The organism is Streptococcus oralis (assembly GCF_021497945.1).
Taxonomy (GTDB): domain Bacteria; phylum Bacillota; class Bacilli; order Lactobacillales; family Streptococcaceae; genus Streptococcus; species Streptococcus oralis_BR.
The window spans coordinates 1,019,935-1,042,004 of the sequence record NZ_CP046524.1 but is presented as its reverse complement, the minus strand read 5'-3'; the positions used below and the strand labels follow the sequence as shown (position 1 = coordinate 1,042,004).

The 22,070-nt window shown below is 36.5% G+C and carries 25 protein-coding genes and 2 pseudogenes; 26 read left to right on the top strand and 1 reads right to left on the bottom strand.

Annotated features, from left to right (window positions below):
- The first annotated feature begins 4 nt into the window (after nucleotides 1-4).
- The 26 genes and pseudogenes from glyA to GOM47_RS05195 all read left to right on the top strand — a co-directional run bounded on the left by glyA (nucleotide 5) and on the right by GOM47_RS05195 (nucleotide 20,968).
- Nucleotides 5-1,261 carry a serine hydroxymethyltransferase gene (gene glyA, locus GOM47_RS05320; protein ID WP_235080075.1) on the top strand — a complete coding sequence of 419 codons (1,257 nt, stop codon included), beginning with the start codon at nucleotides 5-7 and terminating at the stop codon, nucleotides 1,259-1,261.
- A gap of 7 nt (nucleotides 1,262-1,268) precedes the next feature.
- Nucleotides 1,269-2,243: a nucleoid-associated protein gene (locus GOM47_RS05315; protein ID WP_235080074.1), complete on the top strand. Its 975-nt coding sequence runs from the start codon at nucleotides 1,269-1,271 to the stop codon at nucleotides 2,241-2,243.
- On the top strand, nucleotides 2,243-2,845 hold the full coding sequence (locus GOM47_RS05310) for a lysozyme family protein (protein WP_235080073.1): 603 nt from the start codon (nucleotides 2,243-2,245) through the stop codon (nucleotides 2,843-2,845). The genes GOM47_RS05315 and GOM47_RS05310 overlap by 1 nt, the downstream gene beginning before the upstream one ends.
- Before the next feature lie 86 nt (nucleotides 2,846-2,931).
- Nucleotides 2,932-3,906, top strand: a complete 975-nt coding sequence (locus tag GOM47_RS05305) for a DUF1002 domain-containing protein (RefSeq protein WP_235080072.1) — start codon at nucleotides 2,932-2,934, stop codon at nucleotides 3,904-3,906.
- A 74-nt stretch (nucleotides 3,907-3,980) separates the two neighbouring features.
- On the top strand, nucleotides 3,981-5,339 hold the full coding sequence (gene rlmD / locus GOM47_RS05300) for a 23S rRNA (uracil(1939)-C(5))-methyltransferase RlmD (RefSeq protein WP_235080071.1): 1,359 nt from the start codon (nucleotides 3,981-3,983) through the stop codon (nucleotides 5,337-5,339).
- A gap of 44 nt (nucleotides 5,340-5,383) precedes the next feature.
- Nucleotides 5,384-6,190: an alpha/beta fold hydrolase gene (locus GOM47_RS05295; RefSeq protein WP_235080069.1), complete on the top strand. Its 807-nt coding sequence runs from the start codon at nucleotides 5,384-5,386 to the stop codon at nucleotides 6,188-6,190.
- An 11-nt stretch (nucleotides 6,191-6,201) separates the two neighbouring features.
- Nucleotides 6,202-6,330 carry an ADP-ribosylglycohydrolase gene (locus GOM47_RS05290; protein ID WP_235080067.1) on the top strand — a complete coding sequence of 43 codons (129 nt, stop codon included), beginning with the start codon at nucleotides 6,202-6,204 and terminating at the stop codon, nucleotides 6,328-6,330.
- Nucleotides 6,331-6,434: 104 nt separating this feature from the next.
- Nucleotides 6,435-7,052 (top strand): SAP domain-containing protein, encoded by a 618-nt coding sequence (locus GOM47_RS05285; RefSeq protein ID WP_235080066.1) that lies wholly within the window; start codon nucleotides 6,435-6,437, stop codon nucleotides 7,050-7,052.
- A 150-nt stretch (nucleotides 7,053-7,202) separates the two neighbouring features.
- A pseudogene (locus tag GOM47_RS05280) lies at nucleotides 7,203-7,469 on the top strand (phosphotransferase family protein); the annotation flags it as partial.
- A 251-nt stretch (nucleotides 7,470-7,720) separates the two neighbouring features.
- Complete coding sequence (locus GOM47_RS05275; protein WP_235080065.1) at nucleotides 7,721-7,954, top strand: phosphohydrolase; 234 nt, start codon at nucleotides 7,721-7,723, stop codon at nucleotides 7,952-7,954.
- A gap of 182 nt (nucleotides 7,955-8,136) precedes the next feature.
- Nucleotides 8,137-9,105, top strand: a complete 969-nt coding sequence (locus tag GOM47_RS05270) for a hypothetical protein (RefSeq protein ID WP_235080064.1) — start codon at nucleotides 8,137-8,139, stop codon at nucleotides 9,103-9,105.
- Nucleotides 9,106-9,240: 135 nt separating this feature from the next.
- Nucleotides 9,241-9,669, top strand: a complete 429-nt coding sequence (locus tag GOM47_RS05265; protein ID WP_235080063.1) for a hypothetical protein — start codon at nucleotides 9,241-9,243, stop codon at nucleotides 9,667-9,669.
- Between the two features lie 117 nt (nucleotides 9,670-9,786).
- Nucleotides 9,787-10,356 (top strand): hypothetical protein, encoded by a 570-nt coding sequence (locus tag GOM47_RS05260; RefSeq protein ID WP_235080062.1) that lies wholly within the window; start codon nucleotides 9,787-9,789, stop codon nucleotides 10,354-10,356.
- Between the two features lie 402 nt (nucleotides 10,357-10,758).
- Nucleotides 10,759-11,256: a phosphoribosylanthranilate isomerase gene (locus GOM47_RS05255; protein ID WP_235080061.1), complete on the top strand. Its 498-nt coding sequence runs from the start codon at nucleotides 10,759-10,761 to the stop codon at nucleotides 11,254-11,256.
- 45 nt (nucleotides 11,257-11,301) lie between these two features.
- Nucleotides 11,302-12,129 (top strand): hypothetical protein, encoded by an 828-nt coding sequence (locus tag GOM47_RS05250; protein ID WP_235080060.1) that lies wholly within the window; start codon nucleotides 11,302-11,304, stop codon nucleotides 12,127-12,129.
- 51 nt (nucleotides 12,130-12,180) lie between these two features.
- Nucleotides 12,181-12,591 carry a hypothetical protein gene (locus GOM47_RS05245; RefSeq protein WP_235080059.1) on the top strand — a complete coding sequence of 137 codons (411 nt, stop codon included), beginning with the start codon at nucleotides 12,181-12,183 and terminating at the stop codon, nucleotides 12,589-12,591.
- A 19-nt stretch (nucleotides 12,592-12,610) separates the two neighbouring features.
- Nucleotides 12,611-13,285: a hypothetical protein gene (locus GOM47_RS05240; protein WP_235080058.1), complete on the top strand. Its 675-nt coding sequence runs from the start codon at nucleotides 12,611-12,613 to the stop codon at nucleotides 13,283-13,285.
- Nucleotides 13,286-13,556: 271 nt separating this feature from the next.
- Nucleotides 13,557-13,934, top strand: a complete 378-nt coding sequence (locus GOM47_RS05235) for a hypothetical protein (RefSeq protein ID WP_235080057.1) — start codon at nucleotides 13,557-13,559, stop codon at nucleotides 13,932-13,934.
- 33 nt (nucleotides 13,935-13,967) lie between these two features.
- Nucleotides 13,968-14,375 carry a hypothetical protein gene (locus GOM47_RS05230; protein WP_235080056.1) on the top strand — a complete coding sequence of 136 codons (408 nt, stop codon included), beginning with the start codon at nucleotides 13,968-13,970 and terminating at the stop codon, nucleotides 14,373-14,375.
- A gap of 198 nt (nucleotides 14,376-14,573) precedes the next feature.
- Nucleotides 14,574-15,689, top strand: a complete 1,116-nt coding sequence (locus GOM47_RS05225) for a tetratricopeptide repeat protein (protein ID WP_235080055.1) — start codon at nucleotides 14,574-14,576, stop codon at nucleotides 15,687-15,689.
- Nucleotides 15,690-16,369: 680 nt separating this feature from the next.
- Entirely contained in the window at nucleotides 16,370-18,109 is a 1,740-nt protein-coding gene (locus GOM47_RS05220) for a glycoside hydrolase family 13 protein (protein WP_235080054.1), read from the top strand.
- Between the two features lie 153 nt (nucleotides 18,110-18,262).
- Nucleotides 18,263-18,489: pseudogene (locus GOM47_RS05215) on the top strand (hypothetical protein); the annotation flags it as partial.
- Between the two features lie 12 nt (nucleotides 18,490-18,501).
- Nucleotides 18,502-19,056, top strand: a complete 555-nt coding sequence (locus GOM47_RS05210; protein WP_235080052.1) for a DUF6892 domain-containing protein — start codon at nucleotides 18,502-18,504, stop codon at nucleotides 19,054-19,056.
- 69 nt (nucleotides 19,057-19,125) lie between these two features.
- Complete coding sequence (locus GOM47_RS05205; RefSeq protein ID WP_235080050.1) at nucleotides 19,126-19,452, top strand: hypothetical protein; 327 nt, start codon at nucleotides 19,126-19,128, stop codon at nucleotides 19,450-19,452.
- Nucleotides 19,453-19,525: 73 nt separating this feature from the next.
- Nucleotides 19,526-19,762 (top strand): hypothetical protein, encoded by a 237-nt coding sequence (locus GOM47_RS05200; RefSeq protein WP_235080048.1) that lies wholly within the window; start codon nucleotides 19,526-19,528, stop codon nucleotides 19,760-19,762.
- 51 nt (nucleotides 19,763-19,813) lie between these two features.
- Complete coding sequence (locus tag GOM47_RS05195; RefSeq protein ID WP_235080047.1) at nucleotides 19,814-20,968, top strand: hypothetical protein; 1,155 nt, start codon at nucleotides 19,814-19,816, stop codon at nucleotides 20,966-20,968.
- A gap of 9 nt (nucleotides 20,969-20,977) precedes the next feature.
- Here the strand turns inward: GOM47_RS05195 and GOM47_RS05190 are convergent, their stop codons facing one another.
- Nucleotides 20,978-22,000 carry a hypothetical protein gene (locus GOM47_RS05190; RefSeq protein ID WP_235080045.1) on the bottom strand — a complete coding sequence of 341 codons (1,023 nt, stop codon included), beginning with the start codon at nucleotides 21,998-22,000 and terminating at the stop codon, nucleotides 20,978-20,980.
- Between the last annotated feature and the right edge of the window lie 70 nt (nucleotides 22,001-22,070).

Below are 22,070 nucleotides of genomic sequence, written 5' to 3'. Positions count from 1 at the left end.
ACCTATGATTTTTGACAAAGATGATTTTAAAGCATACGATGCTGATCTCTGGAATGCTATTGCCAAAGAAGAAGAACGCCAACAAAACAACATTGAGTTGATTGCTTCGGAAAACGTTGTTTCCAAGGCTGTAATGGCTGCTCAAGGGTCTATCTTGACGAATAAATACGCCGAAGGCTACCCAGGACGCCGTTACTATGGTGGGACTGATGTAGTAGACGTGGTAGAAACTCTAGCTATTGAACGTGCAAAAGAAATTTTCGGTGCTAAATTCGCCAATGTTCAACCTCACTCAGGAAGCCAAGCCAACTGTGCGGCTTACATGGCCTTGATCGAGCCAGGTGATACGGTTATGGGGATGGATTTGGCAGCAGGTGGACACTTGACCCACGGAGCTTCTGTCAGCTTCTCTGGTCAAACCTACAACTTTATTTCTTATAGTGTGGATCCTGAAACGGAACTCTTGGACTTTGATGCTATCTTGAAACAAGCCCAAGAAGTAAAACCAAAATTGATCGTAGCTGGTGCTTCAGCCTATTCTCAAATTATCGACTTCTCAAAATTCCGTGAAATTGCAGATGCTGTTGGTGCTAAGCTCATGGTCGATATGGCCCATATCGCTGGTTTGGTTGCGGCTGGTCTTCACCCAAGTCCAGTGCCATACGCTCATATCACGACAACAACGACCCACAAAACCCTTCGTGGACCACGTGGTGGCTTGATTTTGACCAATGATGAGGACCTAGCTAAGAAAATCAATTCTGCTATTTTCCCAGGTATTCAAGGTGGTCCTTTGGAGCATGTTGTCGCTGCTAAAGCTGTTTCCTTCAAAGAAGTTTTGGATCCAGCCTTCAAGGAATATGCTGCTAATGTCATCAAAAACAGCAAGGCTATGGTTGAAGTCTTCTTGCAAGACCCTGATTTCCGTATCATTTCTGGAGGGACTGAAAATCACCTCTTCCTAGTGGATGTGACTAAGGTTGTAGAGAACGGAAAAGTTGCTCAAAACTTGCTGGACGAAGTCAATATTACCCTAAATAAAAACTCAATTCCATATGAAACCTTGTCACCATTTAAGACAAGTGGTATTCGTATCGGATCTGCAGCCATTACTGCACGTGGATTTGGTGAAGAAGAGAGCTGTAAAGTGGCTGAACTCATCATTAAAACCCTTAAAAATGCAGAAAATGAAGCTGTCTTAGAAGAAGTGAGAAGTGAAGTCAAAGCGTTGACAGATGCCTTCCCACTATATGAGGACTAATACTTTTATGGACATTTATATTAAGAAAGCTATTATCCATCAGTTCAGCCCAGATGATACCGAGCTGTTCTTAGCGGATAAGTTTCTCAATATCACTCCAAAAATCGAAGAATACCTGCGCAAAAAAATCGAACGTGTGTATTCAGATGAAGCTAAGACTGGGATTTTCGAGGAAGAAAATCCCTTCTTCAATCACATCGCAGACGATTTGTTGGAGACTTCAGTAACACTGGCTAATCTTTGGAAAGAGGAATTCAGTATTTCTGAAAACCTCAAGACCAATGACTTGGTTTTTGTTGAGTTTTCTAAAGAAGGTGTAGAGCATTTTGCTTTCTTACGAATTGCCCTGCGGGAAACCTTGACCCACCTTGGGGGAGAAGTTGATAATCCAATCAAGCTAACTCAGAATAACCTGCCTGGATTTGGAACGGGAGCTGACGAGGCCTTGGTGGTCAATCTTCAAAGTCGCAAGTACCATCTCATCGAAAAACGTATCAAGTATAATGGGACTTTCTTGAATTATTTTTCAGACAATCTCCTTGCCGTAGCCCCTAAGATTTCTCCTAAGAAATCCATCAAGGAATTGGAAAAAACGGCCCAGAGAATTGCTGAGTCCTTTAACACAGATGATTTTCAATTTCAATCCAAGGTCAAATCAGCGATTTTTAACAATCTTGAAGAAAGCAATGAATTGTCACCTGAAAAATTGGCTAATGACCTTTTTGATAACAATCTAACAGCTCGTCTAAGTTTTATCGACCAAGTCAAGGAAGCTGTACCAGAACCAGTCCAGTTTGATGAAATTGATGCCAGTCGTCAGCTCAAGAAATTTGAAAACCAAAAACTTTCCTTGTCAAATGGAATTGAGCTCATCGTTCCTAATAACGTCTATCAAGACGCGGAGTCGGTTGAGTTTATCCAAAATGACAATGGAACCTACTCTATCTTAATCAAAAATATCGAGGATATTCAAAGTAAATAATGTTTAAATTTATAAGAAGAATGCTAGTGCTAGCAGTCCTTCTTTTTGCTGGATACAAAGCCTATCATATTCGTCAGGATGTAAAGCAAGTCATGACCTATCAACCTATGGTTCGGGAAATCCTTAGTGAAAGAGATACTCTAGCCAATGAAGAGTTGGTGCTCGCCATGATTTATACCGAAACGAAGGGTAAAGAGCGGGATGTTATGCAGTCTAGTGAGTCTGCTAGTGGCGCTACCAATACCATCAATGACGATGCCTCTAGTATTCGCCAAGGGATACAGACACTAACAGATAACCTCTATTTGGCACAGAGCAAAGGAGTAGATGTCTGGACCGCCGTTCAAGCCTATAATTTTGGCCCTGCCTATATCGACTTTATCGCTCAGAATGGCAAGGAAAATACTCTGGCACTAGCCAAGCGTTACTCCCGAGAAACGGTCGCTCCTATCCTTGGCAATACTACTGGGAAGACCTACACCTATATCAATCCTATTTCTATCTTTCACGGAGCCGAACTCTATGAAAATGGTGGAAATTATTACTACTCAAGACAGGTTCGCTTTAATCTCTATATCATGAAATTTTTTAATTTCTTTTAAACATCTGGTTTGACCAGGTGTTTTTCACTATAAGCTTTCTTTAAGATTGTTTTATTACCCTAGAAAGGTAAAGGAGGGAATATCCCATGAGAAAGAAATTCTTTCTAACAAGTGCTGCAGTATTGTGGGCCGCAACAGCTATGACGAGTGTCCACGCAGCAACCGATGTTCAAAAAGTAATCGATGAAACCTATGTACAACCTGAATATGTCCTAGGTTCTTCTCTATCTGAAGACCAGAAAAATCAAACTCTTAGCAAACTTGGCTATGATGCATCAAAAGACACCAAAGATATCAAAACTATGACACCTGATATCTATTCGAAAATTATGAATGTGGCTAATGATGCTAGTTTACAGCTCTATTCATCAGCCAAGATTCAAAAGCTGGGGGATAAGTCGCCTCTAGAAGTCAAGATTGAAACGCCTGAAAATATCACCAAGGTGACGCAGGATATGTACCGTAATGCAGCAGTAACGCTGGGAGTGGAGCATGCAAAAATCACAGTTGCAGCTCCTATTCCAGTTACAGGAGAGAGCGCCCTAGCAGGGATTTACTACTCGTTAGAGGCCAATGGCGCTAAAGTACCGCAAGCCAATAAAGACTTGGCCCAAGAGGAGCTAAAAGCCTTATCCGATATTAATGCTGAAAACAAGGACAAATCAGGCTATGATGCCAATAAACTCAATGTTGCTTTGACAGATATTAAGGCAGGAATTGCAAAGGCAAAAGAAGCCAAAGGCAATCTGACAGAAGAAGATGTCCGCAAAATTGTAGAAGACACGCTAAAAAACTACAAACTCGATCAGGTTATAACAGGAAACCAGGTCAATATCATCATCAATTTTGCGCTTAACCTCTCAAAGAGTGATATTTTGAACAATGCTGATTTCACTAAAACCCTAAATGACCTCAAGGAAAGTATTGTATCCCAAGCTGGAGATAGCTTTAAAAATATCAACCTCAACTTTGATGCCAATAAAGCGCTAGAAGACGGGGGGAACTTCTTGAGTTCCCTTTGGCAAGCCATTGTCAACTTCTTCAAGAGTTTTGGTGCTTAGGTGATTTCATGATATAATAGATGGTAACAGAAATGTTGCCGTCTTTTTTTGTCGGCCACTAGAAAGTGAAAAATATGTTAAAGAAAAATGATATTGTAGAAGTTGAAATTGTCGATTTGACCCATGAAGGTGCTGGAGTTGCTAGGGTAGATGGTTTGGTTTTCTTTGTAGAAAATGCTCTACCAACTGAGAAAATCCTCATGCGAGTCCTTAAGGTCAATAAAAAGATTGGCTATGGAAAAGTTGAAGAATGCCTTGCACATTCTCCGCATCGTAACCAAGACCTTGATCTAGCTTATCTGCGATCAGGTATCGCTGATCTGGGGCATCTTGCTTATCCAGAGCAGCTCAAGTTTAAAACCAAGCAAGTCAAAGACAGTCTCTACAAGATTGCTGGCATTAGAGATGTAGAGGTTGCTGAAACGCTTGGTATGGAAAATCCAGTCAAGTATCGAAATAAGGCACAGGTGCCCGTTCGTCGAGTGAATGGTGTCTTGGAAACTGGTTTTTTCCGTAAGAATTCGCATGACCTTATGCCTCTTGAAGATTTCTTTATCCAAGATCCTGTCATTGACCAAGTCGTAGTAGCTCTTCGAGATCTGCTCCGTCGTTTTGATTTAAAACCTTACGATGAAAAGGAGCAGTCTGGCTTGATTCGAAATCTTGTGGTGCGTCGTGGTCACTATTCAGGACAAATCATGGTCATTTTAGTAACAACTCGTCCGAAAGTTTTTCGAGTAGAGCAGTTGATTGAACAACTCATCAAGCAGTTTCCAGAGATTGTGTCTGTCATGCAAAATATCAACGACCAGAGCACCAATGCGATTTTTGGCAAGAAGTGGAAGACTCTTTATGGTCAAGACTATATTACGGACCAGATGTTGGGAAATGACTTCCAAATCGCTGGCCCAGCCTTTTACCAGGTCAATACTGAAATGGCAGAGAAGCTTTATCAGACAGCTATTGATTTTGCAGGATTAAAAGCAGATGATGTGGTGATCGATGCCTACTCAGGGATTGGAACGATTGGATTGTCCGTTGCGAAGCATGTCAAAGAAGTCTACGGTGTTGAAGTGATTCCAGAAGCAGTGGAGAATAGCCAGAAGAATGCTACCTTGAATAATATTACTAATGCACACTATGTCTGTGACACAGCTGAAAATGCCATGAAGAGCTGGCTCAAGGAAGGTATTCAACCAACCGCTATATTGGTTGATCCTCCACGCAAGGGATTGACCGAAAGCTTTATCAAAGCAAGCAGCCAAACAGGAGCAGACCGCATTGCCTATATCTCTTGCAATGTTGCCACCATGGCTCGCGATATCAAACTCTACCAAGAATTGGGATATGAATTGAAGAAAGTACAGCCGGTGGATCTGTTTCCACAGACGCATCACGTTGAGGCAGTATCACTGCTTGTACGAGCTGATTAAACATGGGTGTAGCTAGTGAAAGTCCTACAGTAAGGAGTTTAAACATGAAATTCCATGAATTTGGTGATAAGAATTTGCCTCCTATTTTACTGATACATGGTGGTGGAAGTTCTTGGTGGAATTATCTTCGTCAAGCACGAATCTTGTCAAAAGAATACCGTATTATTCTACCCAATTTGAATGGCCACGGCGAGGAATATCAACTTGATTATGTTTCTACTGAAGATTCTGCTTTGGAGATTCTAGGTTATATCAAAGCAAACTGTGGTGGGAAATTGTTTGCAATCGGTGGTGTTTCACTTGGTGGTCAAATTGCCATGGAGCTTTTGTCTTTAGACAGTGAAATTGCTGAGAAGGCCATCATAGATGGAAGCCTCTGTATTCCTCAACTAAGGTTAGCTAAAATCAGCATCTTTCTAGTGTCTCTATTTGGTAAACTGATGTTCAATAAATTCTCTTGCAAACTTCAGTTAAGCATGATGAACAAACTCTATCCTAAACTGGCTTATCCAGAGGAAATAAAAGCTTATTATTTGGAGGATTTGCCAAGGACGCCTATCAAAACATTGGTGACCATTTACAAAAACTATATGGGATGTTACAAGCTGAAAGATATGATTTCTGCTAGCAAGGCTCAGGTTCTGTATATCTATGGTGAAAAAGAATTGAACTGTGTGAAAGAATCAGCGAAATTATTTCATCAGCTACATTCAAATACAATTTTGTATGAAGCAAAGGGCTATAACCACGGCTATTTATCAGCTTACTTGCCTTATGAGTGGATTGATTTGGTGGTGCCATTTTTAAAGAGTGATTCATTAGAAATGTGTAACGAATCTGATATGCCATAAGGAGGAAACGGATGCTAGGAGCAATAGTTGGAGACATTGTAGGTTCTGTTTACGAATGGAACAATTTCAAAACGAAAGACCTTCCTTTATTTTGTGAGGATTGTTTTTTCACGGATGGTACGGTAAGTCCGAACCGCTGAATGTGTAAGCTTGTTAGTGAAACGTAGTTAATCCTTAAAATAAAGAAACTAAAACTCCATTATTTTTAGATGAAAACCTAAACTGTTTTTAAGGAGGTGAAATATTGATAGAAAGCAGACCTGAGTTTGAAAAAATCACATCCTTTGATGAGTTTAATAAATACTATTGGTATCGTGATGAACTTTCACAGATATGCAAGTCGTTAGGGCTTGAAAATAGAGGTACAAAACAGGAACTCAATGATATTATTGAGCAGTACTTTAAGGGGAATTTGATTAAAAAGTCATCAATAAAAAGCAAGAAGAAACAAGTAGAAGTCGCTACCTTAGATACGCCCTTACTTGAATGCGGATTCTCCTTTAATGCACACTTTAGAGAATATTTCTCAACTTTAACAGGTGTTTCCCCCTTTAAATTTACTGCTGATATGGCCACTGCTTGGAGAAAAGTAAAAAGAGAACATGATTTAAGTTTTACAATCCAAGATATGCTAAAAGTTTATTATGGAAATTCAGATTATGCCAAGTATGACCATTCGGTTTGTCAATGGAATCAATTTTTAAAGGATTTCTGTGCAGATGAAAATAGTCGCAACTACTCCAACAAGTTAAAAGTAGCTTCTATCCTTTGGAAAGAAGTTAGAAATTCAAGTAATGAAAAAATTTATTCAAAGAATCTTTTGACCGAATATGCTGATAAAATAGACGAGTATGACAAGTAGAAATGTCAGTATAAACTAATAGTTCACAAGAAGGAAGTTTATGGTATGTGTGTTTCTGATAAAGAGGAGCTAGATTCTAAGAAAATTGAATTTGATTTTATGGAAAAAGTTGCTTCTCTTGGAGTTCGTAAATTTTTAAAAGATAGACCTCAAGTATCTCCCTCTTTTGCATCTGGTATGATAGATGGATATTTTGATGACGAGGTTCCGGATTTATTTTAGAAACTTCTTGCAATTTACATTCTAAGCAACCTAGTTGGAGCCCTTCCATGGGCTGTTCCTTATGGAGAAGAGAAAGTAGCAGTAATGCAAAATCAAGCTAAGGAAATTTTAGAATGGTATCATTATATGAACCGAATAATCCCAAGTTGGTATATGAACAAGAATAATACTGATAATTCCAGAAACAGCAAATAAAAATAAGTTTGCTGTTTTTTCTTTATGAAAATAGAAGTAAGGTAAAGTGAAGAATATCTTTCAGATAAATATAAAGATACAGAATAAAACTAATCTTAAGTACAGCTGATAAAATGTTCTAAAAATGATATAATTATAAGAAAATATGATGGATAATTTAACGCTTAGATAGGCTAATGTTAGAGGAGCATTGAAGTCATTTATTTTAAATGTGTAAAAGATGGTTTAGTATTTTAAGGATAAGGGCTATTATGAAGATGGAAGTAGGGAAAACTTATCTTGTTAAAAAAGATATTTTTAGTTTTAAAAAGGGAGAACTTTGGTCATTAGTAGATATAGGGTATCAGCTTTATTTTGGTGAACATAATTTTGTTTTTATCAATGCGGAGAAGCGGAAGGAGTTCGCGGTTTTATGTGACAGCTCAGATGAAGATATGCAGATATATCATCAGTTGGAAGAATATTTCGAATCATACCAAAAATGAGAGAAGATTATTATCAAGAAAGGTGATAGAAAAAATATTTTCCAAAAGGCAAGCTGCTTTATAAATATTCGAAAACATTACAGGTTGGAAACGGAATTCTACAAAGCGCCTTACCTGAAATTCGTCTAAGCAATGATAGTGAAAAAATTTGCAGAAGAGTCAAGTGGTTCGTAGGAGGAGTGATGGAGAAATTAAAATTAAGTCTTTTACAAAAATGGGAACTGCCTGAGCAGTATAGCTTTGTGCATAGTTCAGCTCTACTTTCTGACGGTAGGGTGTTGATTCTGACAAGTGAAACAGATGATAGTGATAAATATTGTGTTCTTGTATTGTCTTCTTCAGATATCAAAAAAATAAAGATTTGTAATTGTTCTGAAGATAGAAGAAATTACCCTGTACTTTTCCGTTTTGAAGACGGTTTTGGAATCATAAAAAAAGGACAACAATGCGAATATTATACTGGTGATTTTTCCTCACCTGAACGATTATCCATAAAGAACGGTGATTCAGTTTTACAAAATATAGTGCCTAAAAAAGCTCAACAGAGATATTTTCAGGTTACATCGGACAGTTCGCTGATTCCGGTTTGCTTTGAAAATAACGTGTATTACGGAGATGCAAGATGTTTTGCTCTTTTGGAATTTGATATTACTAAAAAATATGCCGAATGGAAATCTTTTTCAAATATTGATAAAAAGGCATTCACACATCGTGATGACAGAAGAGATGAGACACCAAAAATAGACAGTCTGAAAATAGCTAACCGAGAAATCTATGCTTTTCTTTCGGGAGAAAGTACAACATCGGTAAATAAATGGGGCATGGATTACTATGCACTTGCCAAAATCTCTGCAGACGGAACAGTAGTTGAAAAGTTTTTAGAATCGGACAATTTGAAACAATCCAGTAAAAAAGGCGGTGTGAACGGAGTGTTCACCGATTCCGACTACGTAGTAATGACACCTCTTTTTAAGACAGATGAGTGGAAGGGAAAGCAAAAACTTTTTTCACTTACTGTAAGAAAATATTTTGATATCGGTCTTCCGAGAGGAATGAGCAAGCATAAGGTGCAAAATATCAGTGGAGATAGTTGCATTACTTCGCTTTATAACAGAGGGTTAAAAGAAGTTGCACTGTGCAAAATAGGATGACAATAGTAAGATTTACGATGTTTTTACTTCGCGATAATCCGTTTGCTTTTAGATTCGTATTTGCTGAGATAAAAACGAATGCAATCATGTAACTGAAAAGATAACATAACAATAAAAATTTGAGGAGGAATGAGGATGTTGTTGGATGATGAAAGATATGCAGAGGTTATTGCTTATGGTAGGGAAGCTGTAACCAAGATAGGCGAAAACAAGATCGAGGAGGGATTCGTTCTTGCAGAACAAGGTTGGAACTCTTTTCCAGAGTCGGGAGCAAAATGGAATCAGGGATACAACTATGCGAAAAGCTTTTTCAAGCATGCGATCGGAAATAGAGATATGGTGATAGCAAAATCTTGGTTGGACAGAATGATCGAAAACAATGATGAGCTGCACTTGTTTGATTCTGAGGTTGAACACATGAAGGCAAAGTATGAATTTGAACTTGGAAACTTAGACGAAGCATTTGAACTATGGAAGAATCTGCTCAAACAAAAAGGTGTAGGCAACCGATATTTTCAGTCTGACGATCCAAAGTATAAGGAATTCTATCAATCAAGAAAATAATTTTATTCAACAAAAGTAACTAAGAGAAATCAATCTTAGAGAGGATTGTGATATCTGTATAAGGAATTGTTATAAAAAGATGAATCAACATAAGGAAAAATAATTGCTGGAGGAACTATGAACCAAATTGAGAAGTATCGAATATTGAGTGCAGGAAAAGCATTCGGTCACCGTGCCAAAATTGCTTTGGTCTTGCTTGATAGCAGCACAGCTTATGAAGAATTAAAAGAAGAAGCCGCACAAAGCATGGTTGGTGGAAGTTATGACTGTGTAGGAGGAGACCCGGCTGTAATACTTGAAAGAATAGCAATAGAATTGATATGTCGTGACACCCGTAATACATGGTATTTACCTGATAATGTAAAATTTTGGGATAAGCGTTTCGGCAGTTTGTTTGAAAATAAGTTTTTTTGCTATGACGATGATATAGAAACATGGAGCAAGATACTTTACAAATATTTTGTAAAACTGCAGTGGATGCCGAAAAGAGAAGATTATACTTCAACAAGGAGCTATAATAATGTTTGGGGATATTTTGCAGAACTTTTAGCAGTTGTAAAAGAAAATAATCATCCTGAGTTTGATAAGTATTATGAAATTGCAGTTCAAAATGGAATGAATCCAGTGTTTTTGGAAAGAAAGTTACAAGAACTGTCTGAAATCAAACAACAATTTTCTGTAATTTAACAGGTAGTCACTCAGTTTAGAAAAAATGTGACAAAAAATGAATCAATTTATATTCGAAAGGAAAGAATTACAGATTTTATATCCTTTGAAGCCGTTGTATGTGCAGTGTAGTAGCTGCCGACGATATAATCTAGATAGCCAATCGTTTCATAAGCAGAAGAAGCCTAAAACAAGGCCTTAGAATAAAAGCCACAATTCTCTGGTTCTATAATTGCAAAAAATAATGTTGAATCAGCAAATATAAAAGATTTGCTGATTTTTAACTATCAAGGCAAGCGATTCATCTTTTTACTTAGATTCTATGACTTGTTTTTCGAATTGAGATTATTGAAGATTTTTAATATAATAAAGTAGAAATAACGAACATTTAGATGAAATTAGCATTTGAGGTTTAGAGTAAACATGAGTCTCTTATTTGAAGAATTTAAAACCATTTGTTTCCATTTAAACCAAATCGGAATCACACCGACGCTCATGGGGTCTTTGGGGTTTGAATACCGATCAAATGAAGAATGGGATCCGTCTGACATTGATATTCATGTTCCTGGCGATCCCAGGGGCTGGGAAGCTCCAGATGGTCTTAGGATTTATGATTGGGAGAAAATCATGCAAGTGATGAAAGACTTGGGATATAGCTTGATAGATATTCATGAGCACGAATTCCAAAAAGATGGAGTGAGTGTGGAATACGGAACAATCGATTCCTTATCTGATTTTGCAGGAATTTCCGAATCAGACCTAGAGCTTATTCAGCTTGGTGACATAACTTTTCGTGTTCCAAACCTAGAACAATATCTCAGCATTTATCAAGCCTCATCAAAAGATTCCTATCGAAACGATCAGAATAACAATAAAGATTTTAAGAAGATTGATTGGCTGAAAAATCATCTGAATGTTTAGTTTTCCTATAAAAGAGTTTCACATACCTTATGGAGGTGATTACAAATGATTTATCTTCGTCATTATAGAAAAAGTAAAGAAAATGTTTTGATAGAAAAAAATAAGCAAGATAGTATGGAAATCGGGTGTAAAATAGCCGAAAAAGGTACTTTACTTGGATGGCACGAATCGCATGCAAAAAGTTTAATTTGGTTTGCTTATCGAAAAAGTGAGAAAGTGATTCGGATTGTGGTTATGGACAATAATGAGAATCTGACTACCCATATAGACCTAGAAGATGACTTTCTTGATTCGGAGGTAACTTTTGTGAGCTTGACTGATGAACATAGAATAATTGTATCATTGACGGCGGGACAGGACGGTTCTCAAGATTATTGCCTAGAATTTCTTAAAGATAAGCTAAGAATAACACATAAATTTCCTAAGAATCTGACATATACTTTCAGTATTGATGAGGAAGATTCTTTGATGGTGAATTTTCTTACAGATGAGTTTTGCAAAATTTCCAATCAGGATTTTCAGATAAAGATTAGCCAAAGTTACTCTGTATTTGAAAATGATACCTTATCAAATGTATGGAGAATTAGTGATTCATTTGGTATTTTTTGTACAACGGAAGAACGATGGTATGTATTTAATTTAGATACACTAGAATTAGTTGACCAATTAATGATTGAAGATGACATAGATACCACCCATGGAGATGATTGTGGGATGGACACACTCTATCAGACTGAGAATGAATTGATTTTTAGATGTTATAAATACAAAAATAAAAATGTAGAAATTAATTGGATTCGTGTGGATAAAATTTATCTAAAAAAACTGATTGGGGATTCGCTAAAGGATAAAGAAAACCAAAACTACCAGTAAAGTTAGTTTCTTTATGGAAGAAATGCATTTTGAAAAATTAAGGTGGTAAATATGGTAAGAGACAATTATATTATAGGCCGCTTGTACCTCCCAATGGCTATGATTATTTTACTAGGGGTGATGATCTATTTCCACAGGCACAGTAGGCTTAAATATTTATATATTAGCACTATATTCTTGTATCTGATTGCAATAGTGACATATTTCTTTTTACAAAGCTGTCCTGTTGGAGCAGGCTATGAAAGTCCATGGATTACTGCGGTTAAATTCGTTTGGTTCATATCAATATTTGCAGCCTATATCCTTTCTATTGCCTCAATAGATGCTTTTGTTATAGAACATGCACGAAGACACTTATGGGCAAAGGTGATCATTGGAATAGTTGGGTTAGCTTTTATCGCAGGTTGTCTAATAGTTATATATTATTTTATACAACTTGTTAAAATCATCGGGATCTTCTAATATAATTTATGAGGTTATTATGAATAAGAGTTATGAAGCAATTAAATTTTTTTTAGCAAATCCGCAAAGCACAGATCAGCTTTGGGAAAGCAATGCACTTATTGAGATTGATTGGCGCGAGTATGATGAAGAGGTTGTAAAATATTTTAATCATGCGATAGGCAATAACATTTCTGTTCAGACGGAGAATAATGAAGAGCCATATGGTGATGATATCATTTTAAACTATAAAGATAAAAGTGTGAAGATCCCATATCATGAAAAGAAAGATAGGGATACAACGATAAAAGCGATAAACGAAACCATCAAAGATGACTTTTCGATTCGATTGTTCTCCGCGAGCATGGAAGATGATACTCACAGATTTTGTGTTTTATCACATGAACAATGGGAAATGCTCGAGAAGGAATTTGGGAAAATTGAATTAAACAGGTATTTTATCAAAGTTACACCTAAAATCAAAATGTTTGATTTGCAGTATGACGTAGTGGAGTATTTTCGGCTCAAAAAGATGAATCCCGATGTATCGTTTTTCACTCTTGTATCTTATCTTGAAATAGAAAAGAGAGAAAAAAACTTAACAGAGCAAAGACATAAGGAAGAAATGGAGCTAAAAATGTATTTGCAACAAAAGAAAGCAATAAACTCAGAAAAAGAAAAGTTTATTTCTGAATATGGTTTAAAGCTCTCTTAAATATTGCAGGAATACGCGATTAAAAAAATGTTGTGGCTATGGATATTTATAAGATACAGCGTCGATTTCATATAAAACCTTGCCAACAGTTATCGCTAAAAGATGTCAGTGGATATGGCATAGCTTTATCGTATTAGCTCAAAACTATTTTTCAGATGAAAACTACTGCAGCAGTAATTGAAAAAGTTAGGTTCGTAGTTTCTGACAGCGGTAAATAAGATTTGTCTAACATGGATGCTCTTAAAACAGAACTGTAAGTAGTGGAGTAATAATGATGATTGAATGGATAGAGAGAAAGAAGCGAAAACGCAATTGTAAGGTGCATTTTGGAAATAACAGTTTTCAAATCAAAGACTGTATCGTTGCTCCGGTTCACATGATTCCGAATGAGCTTTACGATAATGAAGAAATTGATTTTTATGTCGAAACAAAATACGATGTTTACCTGCTGCGCATGATAAATAACGAAGATAAATCTGGGGTTATCTGTCCAGCAAAACAGGATGGGATTATCTATATCATATGCAACTTACCAATTAACAAGAAAAATATAATTGAGCAACTTCAAAAAGCACTAAATAGCATAGAAGAATATGGATTTCCAAATTTAAAAAGTCCAAAATCCGAAATCACATTTCAAATAGAGTGAGATTAGGCAAGAAAACGAACGGAGCAGATTTTAATGAATGACAATAATGTAATTGATTTAAAGCGAAGCTTGATTGAGCTCATTGAGCACTTACATTCAGAAAATTTTATTCATCATACGATAGTAGATGATGTTAATGGTCAAAGCTTTGACAGCCTTGTAATTTCACTGAGGGATGCACTCAAAGTAGAATATCCAAACACAAGGCTAAAACGAATTATGAAAAGCATTCACTACGCAAATGGCTTCAGTGATCCTACCTTAAAAGAAAGTGCTTTTATACTTGATGAGATTGAGCAGTACCTTAGTCTCAATAAATATCTCAATCACGATAAGTCGGTAGCTTACTTTAATAAAAGGATTACTGCTGATAATTTTGATGTAAATCAGGAAAAACTCCTTTTAGTTATGATAGAGAGCATGATGGATTGTGCCAAATAATGGCAAAATTAAGAGGAAACATATATAAATTAGAGATAGAAAAACTTTCAAAAGTTGCTCCACTTGTTTCTGTTGATAGGCAAGTATAGGAATGGCGTGGTAATGCTGTCTCAGGAAACTAAAGGTTTGATGATAGAGGGCATCTGTGGGATTTTATTTATGCTAATAATTGCAGGTAGGGACTTATGAGGTGATGAAATGCTAGAAGAAATAAAAGCATATTGGTATAATCTAAAAACAGAATACGAAAATAGATATGGGGATACATTTCTAGGCGATTTTAATCAATCAAAAAAATATCTTGAACAAATGCAAAGCTATCTTCAATCAAAGCTGGAAGAATGCCCATCAAATGTTGACGTGGTGTGCACGCTTGCGTCTGTTATGCTGGAACTAAGAGAGGGCGAAGCGGAATATGTAGAGTTTCTTGAGAATTTTCTGGATAAGTTTGATAATGCTTTAGATGACAAGGACAAAGCAAGAATTTATACAAATATTGCATTTGCTGAGGACTATTCCAGAAAGTCGCTAGAGTATTTAACTCAGGCTGAGGAGTTGAAATCGCCATTTGCTGAGACATATACAGCTCTTGGACTTTATTATTTTTCAGAATATGAGTTTTATAGAAACCAAAAAAACATATCGATAAGCAATGAATATTTCAAGATGGCAAGAGACATAGATGAAAGCTATGAGTGTTCTCTTAACTATGCAGTTTCTCTATACGAGCTTAAGGAATACGAAAAGGCGAAGAATCTATTCTTAGATTTGCTTAGCCTTTATTCGGATAGGATGTGGCTCAAACTGTGCATCGCTTATTGCGAGGTACATCTTGGAAACAAAGAAGAGGCAATTTCATATTTAGAGCAGGTAAAACCTGGGCAAGATGATAATAATTATTTGAGCACGGATGATATTGCAGAGTATCAAATCTTTGACGCTTACTATGCGCTCGAAGAATATGATATATTTCTAAGCTATTGCGACGAAGAGGTGGATGATAGCTGTTATACAGCTGATTGGGCGCATTTGTTTTATGCTCTGTGGCTAAAGGGCAAGATGGAACGCTTTGTCAAGCTTGAAGATAAGAACCGTACCTACTTGGATGAGGCTATCAAAGAAGCTATGGCTGATGAAAACCACGATAGTGAAGAGGAAAAGCTGGGAACTATCGCTAGCTGGAAAGAAAACAAAGTAAAATTTGAGGAAATGCTATCTCGGATAAAAGAGCATGCCTCAAGACCAGCAATGGAGCTGAAACTATATCCTGAGTATTCCTGCTTTATGGTGAACTGCGTTAGGCATAGGTTTTGAAAGAATGGACGAGCTGGTATTATTAATGATTTCATGAAAAAGTTCAATGTTATTGCTAATATCTTTTTTGTATTAAGTTTAATTTTAATGTTATTAGTTATTTTGCAAAATTTGAATTTGATTCATATTATGCCAATAACTAGGCTTGAAGAATTGGAAAGATTTTTACATTATGGACTTATAGCAAACTGTATTGCATATATTTCTTTATTAATCTCTATAATTATGCGTGTCATAAATTTCAAAATTAATAAAACAAGAAATAAAAATAATTGTAAATCGGCAAACACAAATAAACGGTTAAGGATATTAAAACTACTCTTTAAGATTCTTCTAATTATTTTTACATTTATTATAGTTGGAATTTCGTTACTATTCACTTTCCTTGCATTAATTGAAATTCCTGATATTCCAGCATAGTAGGCAATGATATAATCGTAAGGTGTTTACATTTTGTGCATACGATAGTTGGTCAAAAAAGTGTTGACACGATACAATGAACTGTTGAGTGTGTAGGAAGACACGTAAAAATGAGAACCTTTTCTTTACATATGAATACTATCTCGGTAATAACCAAGAAGAATAGCTTGCAAATATTATTTTAAAATAGTATACTAGAATCATAATTATGAAAACGTTTGCGCTACAGATGAATGAAAGTAAATCAGGAGACAGATACAATGGAATTAACAGCCATTTACCATAGACCAGAGTCGGAGTATGCTTATCTCTATAAGGATATGACAATGCACATTCGTATCCGGACCAAGAAAGATGATATTGAAAGCATCAACTTGCATTATGGAGATCCTTTTATCTTTATAGAGGATCGTTATGAAGTAATCAAGGAGATGAGCAAAGTTACCTCCGATGCTTTGTTTGATTACTGGCAAGTGGAGGTTACAGTTGGCCATGCACGACTCCAGTATCTCTTTGAACTCAAGGATAAGCAAGGTCAGAGTACCTTGTTTGGCGATAAGGGATGTGTTGAAAACACGCTAGAAAATCTTCATTACGAAGGAAACGGCTTTAAAATTCCTTATATCCATGAGATTGATGCTTGCCATGTTCCTGACTGGGTAGCTGAAACGGTATGGTACCAGATTTTTCCTGAACGCTTTGCTAATGGCAATCCTGAGATTTCTCCAGAAGAGGCTCTAGCTTGGGATTCCTCTATCAAACCAAAGACTAGTGATTTCTTTGGTGGGGATTTACAAGGGATCATTGATCATCTGGATTACTTACAAGACTTAGGAATTACTGGGATTTATCTCTGTCCTATCTTTGGGTCTCCAAGTAATCACAAGTACAATACGACAGATTATTTTGAAATTGATCGTCATTTTGGAGATAAAAAGACTTTCCGTCAATTAGTGGAGCAAGCCCATGAGCGTGGCATGAAGATCATGCTGGATGCTGTTTTCAATCATATTGGAGACCAATCTCCTCAATGGCAAGATGTTCTCAAACACGGTGAAGATTCTATTTATAAAGACTGGTTCCATATTCAAAACTTTCCAGTCGTTAAAGAAAATATTGTTAATAAAAGAGAACTATCCTACCATACATTTGCCTTTGAGAGCTATATGCCCAAGCTCAATACGGCAAATCCTCAAGTAAGAGACTATTTGTTAAGTGTTGCAACCTATTGGATTGAAGAGTTTTATATCGATGCTTGGCGCTTGGATGTGGCTAATGAAGTAGACCACCAATTTTGGCGAGATTTTCGAAAGGCAGTTTTAGCTAAGAAGCCCGACCTTTATATTCTTGGAGAAGTCTGGCACACATCTCAGCCTTGGCTAAATGGCGATGAGTTTCACGCAGTTATGAACTATCCTCTATCTGATAGTATCAAGGATTATTTCTTGCGTGGGGTTAAGAAGACCAGTCAATTTATCGATGAGATCAATGGACAGTCCATGTATTATAGACAGCAGATTTCAGAGGTTATGTTTAATCTTTTGGATTCGCACGATACAGAGCGCATTTTGGCTACTGCCAAGGGAGATAGCCAACTTGTTAAGTCTGCCCTAGCCTGCCTCTTTTTACAAAGGGGAACACCGTGTTTCTACTATGGAACCGAGCTAGAATTAGACGGAGGGCCAGACCCAGATTGTCGTCGCGTTATGCCTTGGGAACGTGTTTCCGACAGCAATGACATGCTTAATTTCATGAAGAAATTGATTCAGCTTCGCAAGAGTGTTTCAGGCATTATCCAACATGGAACCTACAACCTGAAAGAAATCAAGCCGGACGTGCTAGCTCTCGAATGGAATTATGATGGACAAAAACTCCAAGCTATTTTTAACCAATCAACTGAAAATTATCTTGTAGATAGTGATGTTGTAGCGCTAGCCAGTCATTGCCAAGAATTGGAACAGCAACTGGTGATATTGCCCAAAGGATTTGTGATTCAATAAAAAATGTAATCAAAAAGACTGTAATGATGGGCAACCATTCGTTCCAGTCTTTTTTCTATTTATGTAGTATAATAAAGGAAATACCAGAGGTAAACCCTTAGAAAAAAGAGAACGATGAACCATCTAGTCCAATCTTTAAAAGAAAAGATCACTGACCAAATCTCTTTGGTTCGACAGGCTCCTAATGACGATGAAGAATTTTATCAAGTCCATTTAGATATTTTCTATAAGCCGACTAGTGAGATGCAGAGTTTAGAGAGTCTATATGGGACGAAGATCCTGATGAGAATATCTTTGACTATATTCGAAACTCTGAGGTCTTTGCCGATGCTAAAGACAAGGAATACCTCAAAGTAAAAATTTATTTAGATGAAACTTAGTAAGGAGAAATCATGTTTAATTTTTTTAAGCGAAAAAGAAACAAGCGGTTCAATCAGGAGTCGCATGACAAGGCTAAAGAAAATCAGGCTGTTTCTGAAAGGAAACTTGATTTAGAAAATGATGAAGCAAATGTGGATTCTGAACAAATCCTCCATTTTGATCATTTGAATTTTAAATTGGCCGTCATTCAGGTCTTAATGTATGATTTAGAAGTGCTTGAACCATCCTTTGATATTTATGATTTTGCTGATCAATACAGTGAAGAAGAGATTGATACTGAAAGCATGGAAGTTATAAGGCCTGCTCTTGAGTATTTTGAAGCATTATCTATTCCTAAGAAATATGCTGAAGAGGTCAAAGAAATTTATATGGATGGTGGAAATGAGATTTATATGAATATCATTCCACAATGGGATGGAGAGGATGAAACATTTGATTTGAATGAGCTCAGCTTATCCGAATTGCAACAATTTCCAAACTTAAAAGAAGCAACTATTTTAAGCAGCAATTTTGATAGCGTGAAAGAAATCTTCGATGCGGCTGGTATTGAAGTCGAGCTATTATAATTTTAGTTATCAAGACAGTTCATGTTAAGACAATAATTTGCTCTCGCTTTAAAAGGAGTATGAAAATCAATGGACGCTAACATACTTAGAGTTGTAAAAATAGATAAAGAAGCACTTTATGAATTTATCTATGAAAACTTTATAGCACAACAGGAAGAATTGTTAGACATATCCAAATCTGAAGTGATGAATGATTTTGCAATAGATTGGGAAAAAGGGGAGTTTCTATTTACTGCGCATAGACAGGAAAACATGGCTGGAGAGTTGATTTCCTTACCACAAGGGGTAAATACGAAAAGGTTACTGGAAAATTTGCCTGTTACAACTGATTCTGTACTTAAACCAAATCAAATCTATAAAGATTATTCATTTGAGGATTTGAGCAAATTTATTTGATGAGAGTATTTTATATCGCAGAGATTGCAGATGCTAGAGTGCAGTGAGTTACAGTTAATGAAAGAGGAGAAGCATGAAAAAATACCATAGAATATTAAAATTAGGATTATGTGTAGCTTTTGTTCTAACATTAGCAGGTTGCACTCAATCACAGAAAGATTCAGAGAAGAGTCCAGTCAAATCTGAGTTTACTCAATCTAGTTCAACTTACTCGAATTTAAATAGTCAAGCTAGTGTTGAAGAAGTGAAGAATTTATTATCCACTCATACTATCATTAGAAGGAAGCAAGTCAAAGAACTCAACTTATAAAAGTCCCTTTATCGTAGAGAATATTGATTAGATAGCAAGGAAGAGGAAAAAATGAAACTATTTAAAAAAATTTCCTGTCTATTTATTATTATAGTTGGCGCCTTTCTACTAAGTGCCTGTACCTCGCATAAAGAAGACAAAGAGCGACTGGTTCGATATCTCAATAACGCCTATGGAGAAAATACTTATGTGATGAAAGAAGATTCTAGGCATTCCTATTATTGGTTTGTGACATTGAAGGATTATCCGAATATTCCCTTTACTTGTAGTGTGTCCCATGATTGGCTAGCAATGGGATCACCTTTTATTCATTCTGATTTTGAAGAAGCATTCTGCACAAGAGCTCTTGCGGAATATAAGGAAAATCATAATCTAGGTGATGATGTCCTTTCCTATCTGCATCCCGTAAATTTTGTCTATTCTACAGAAGTAACAAATTTAGATCAGCTAAAAGAATCCTATGCCAAGATGTTGGAGTTTATCAACTATACTAGCTTGAAGTATCCTATTTTAGTAGAAACTGATTGTTTCGGGGTACGAATGGATATCAGTGGTATTCGATTAAAGAGCTCAAGGAGGAATCTTGATGGGTCAATCGATACCAGTATTTATCGACAAGTTTGCAATGCAGAAAATGGGAAATTAAACATAAGACCTTTTGAAGAAATTCGTCAAGAATTGGAACCCAAACTACGAACACACCTTGAGAATTCAAAGGGATTTGTATTTGTAGTAAACACGACCTCCTTTGTACTGGGAAGTGATACGCTTGATGATTGTTTAGATAAGGATGTTGAATTAGAATCAACCACAATAGGGGAACTCAAAAAGATTTACTTACAACCTGGAGAAGTCAGTGAAAGCTATATATTATCTAGAGTCTATAATGTTGGAAGTCTATCTTATTATACAAAATTTAAAATTCAGGTGAAAAACCTAAGCGATAAGGAATGTTCTCTTTTAGAGGGAACGTTGGTGAAAACTGTAGTCTCTGATCCGGCAAGTATCTATATTGGGGATGTCTATTTTGAATTTGATAAGAGAAAAGAATTAACTGCTGATTTATATGATATGCTTGGAATAAAAAAGCCCTCCACTAGCGAAGAGGAGAGCAAAGGAGTAGTTTATCAAAATATAAAAGTTTTGTTTAAGATGAAGACCTATTTCAAAGAGATAGACAGCGTTACATTAACCTATCAGGAGTAGGAATTTTTCTCACTCCCAGATTGTATTCTGAGCTCTTACGCCGTATCGATTGGGAGACTGATCATTATTGAAATTCGCCACAAATTGATAGCTGTTCCATAGTACATAGTCAGCAGTTTGCAGCCTCAGACTGAAGTAGGTATCATGCTTCACTTCTTTAGCATCAGCAGGTTTTAGTGAAAAGATATCTGTTAAGTTTTTCGTTTTAAAATCAGTGATTGTGAGTTTGGAGAGGTCTTGGCCGTTGATTTTAACTTTGGATAGTTGTGGGCTGTCTGCTGAGATTTCATAGTATGTGACGACGCAGTTCTCGAGTTTATCAGAGTCTTTCCACTTTGGTGTAATGCTCATTAGACCGTAAGATTGACCATCCCGAACAATTTCGAGCAGTTCTCCGTAGTAGAAGTGGTCATTGCGTTTGTTCACAATCTCGCTCTCAGGATTTTTTCCGGTAAAGCTGAACCCCTGATCCAGTAGTTCTGAAGCTCTTGTTTCTCCGACCACAACATTGGTCTTATCGATTTGAATTCCAATAGGTTGAGCAGGAAAGCCAGTAATGAAGATGCAAAAAGTAAAGATGAAAGCGGTCAAAAAGACAGCACCCACAACCGCATTGGATGATGAATAGCGGTGATGGTTTTTCCTTGGACGCTTTACTATAAATAACATTAAGTTGATAAGGTTTCTAAACAGCATACTTGCTACAACAATGGCAAATTGAGCCTTTAAACAAGTATAAAGAGCTGCTGAAAAATTATCCATTTTAACATACAGTGCCACTAGAGTGAGGATATTAGCCAGAACAAAATAGAAAATAAATAGGTTTACTTCCTTGAGAGCGTTCCTATTAGTGATATCTTCATATTCAATATGGTAACGTCCTTGAAAACCTTGCCCAAACTGATACATCCACTTAGGAACTTCTTCGCCGGCTCTAACGGCACTCGCCAGTTTAAAATAGAGATAAATCGTACAGACTAAGAACAGGTAAAAAATAAAATAAAAAGTCAAAGCAAATATAAAAAAGCCCATCTCCATTCTCCTTTTTAGGCTATAAAACATATTTTGGATACACCTACATTATAACACTTTATAAGGAAAA

Bases quoted from the DNA above. Each gene is read 5' to 3' on its own strand.
- GOM47_RS05220 (WP_235080054.1), top strand. From the start codon at position 16,370: ATGGAATTAACAGCCATTTACCATAGACCAGAGTCGGAGTATGCTTAT.
- GOM47_RS05245 (WP_235080059.1), top strand. From the start codon at position 12,181: ATGGTAAGAGACAATTATATTATAGGCCGCTTGTACCTCCCAATGGCT.
- GOM47_RS05195 (WP_235080047.1), top strand. From the start codon at position 19,814: ATGAAACTATTTAAAAAAATTTCCTGTCTATTTATTATTATAGTTGGC.
- GOM47_RS05250 (WP_235080060.1), top strand. From the start codon at position 11,302: ATGATTTATCTTCGTCATTATAGAAAAAGTAAAGAAAATGTTTTGATA.
- GOM47_RS05295 (WP_235080069.1), top strand. From the start codon at position 5,384: ATGAAATTCCATGAATTTGGTGATAAGAATTTGCCTCCTATTTTACTG.
- GOM47_RS05275 (WP_235080065.1), top strand. From the start codon at position 7,721: ATGAAGATGGAAGTAGGGAAAACTTATCTTGTTAAAAAAGATATTTTT.
- GOM47_RS05265 (WP_235080063.1), top strand. From the start codon at position 9,241: ATGTTGTTGGATGATGAAAGATATGCAGAGGTTATTGCTTATGGTAGG.
- GOM47_RS05240 (WP_235080058.1), top strand. From the start codon at position 12,611: ATGAATAAGAGTTATGAAGCAATTAAATTTTTTTTAGCAAATCCGCAA.
- GOM47_RS05190 (WP_235080045.1), bottom strand. From the start codon at position 22,000: ATGGGCTTTTTTATATTTGCTTTGACTTTTTATTTTATTTTTTACCTG.
- GOM47_RS05310 (WP_235080073.1), top strand. From the start codon at position 2,243: ATGTTTAAATTTATAAGAAGAATGCTAGTGCTAGCAGTCCTTCTTTTT.
- GOM47_RS05305 (WP_235080072.1), top strand. From the start codon at position 2,932: ATGAGAAAGAAATTCTTTCTAACAAGTGCTGCAGTATTGTGGGCCGCA.
- glyA (WP_235080075.1), top strand. From the start codon at position 5: ATGATTTTTGACAAAGATGATTTTAAAGCATACGATGCTGATCTCTGG.
- GOM47_RS05225 (WP_235080055.1), top strand. From the start codon at position 14,574: ATGCTAGAAGAAATAAAAGCATATTGGTATAATCTAAAAACAGAATAC.
- GOM47_RS05290 (WP_235080067.1), top strand. From the start codon at position 6,202: ATGCTAGGAGCAATAGTTGGAGACATTGTAGGTTCTGTTTACGAATGG.
- GOM47_RS05260 (WP_235080062.1), top strand. From the start codon at position 9,787: ATGAACCAAATTGAGAAGTATCGAATATTGAGTGCAGGAAAAGCATTC.
- GOM47_RS05255 (WP_235080061.1), top strand. From the start codon at position 10,759: ATGAGTCTCTTATTTGAAGAATTTAAAACCATTTGTTTCCATTTAAAC.
- GOM47_RS05270 (WP_235080064.1), top strand. From the start codon at position 8,137: ATGGAGAAATTAAAATTAAGTCTTTTACAAAAATGGGAACTGCCTGAG.
- rlmD (WP_235080071.1), top strand. From the start codon at position 3,981: ATGTTAAAGAAAAATGATATTGTAGAAGTTGAAATTGTCGATTTGACC.
- GOM47_RS05235 (WP_235080057.1), top strand. From the start codon at position 13,557: ATGATGATTGAATGGATAGAGAGAAAGAAGCGAAAACGCAATTGTAAG.
- GOM47_RS05315 (WP_235080074.1), top strand. From the start codon at position 1,269: ATGGACATTTATATTAAGAAAGCTATTATCCATCAGTTCAGCCCAGAT.
- GOM47_RS05230 (WP_235080056.1), top strand. From the start codon at position 13,968: ATGAATGACAATAATGTAATTGATTTAAAGCGAAGCTTGATTGAGCTC.
- GOM47_RS05200 (WP_235080048.1), top strand. From the start codon at position 19,526: ATGAAAAAATACCATAGAATATTAAAATTAGGATTATGTGTAGCTTTT.
- GOM47_RS05210 (WP_235080052.1), top strand. From the start codon at position 18,502: ATGTTTAATTTTTTTAAGCGAAAAAGAAACAAGCGGTTCAATCAGGAG.
- GOM47_RS05205 (WP_235080050.1), top strand. From the start codon at position 19,126: ATGGACGCTAACATACTTAGAGTTGTAAAAATAGATAAAGAAGCACTT.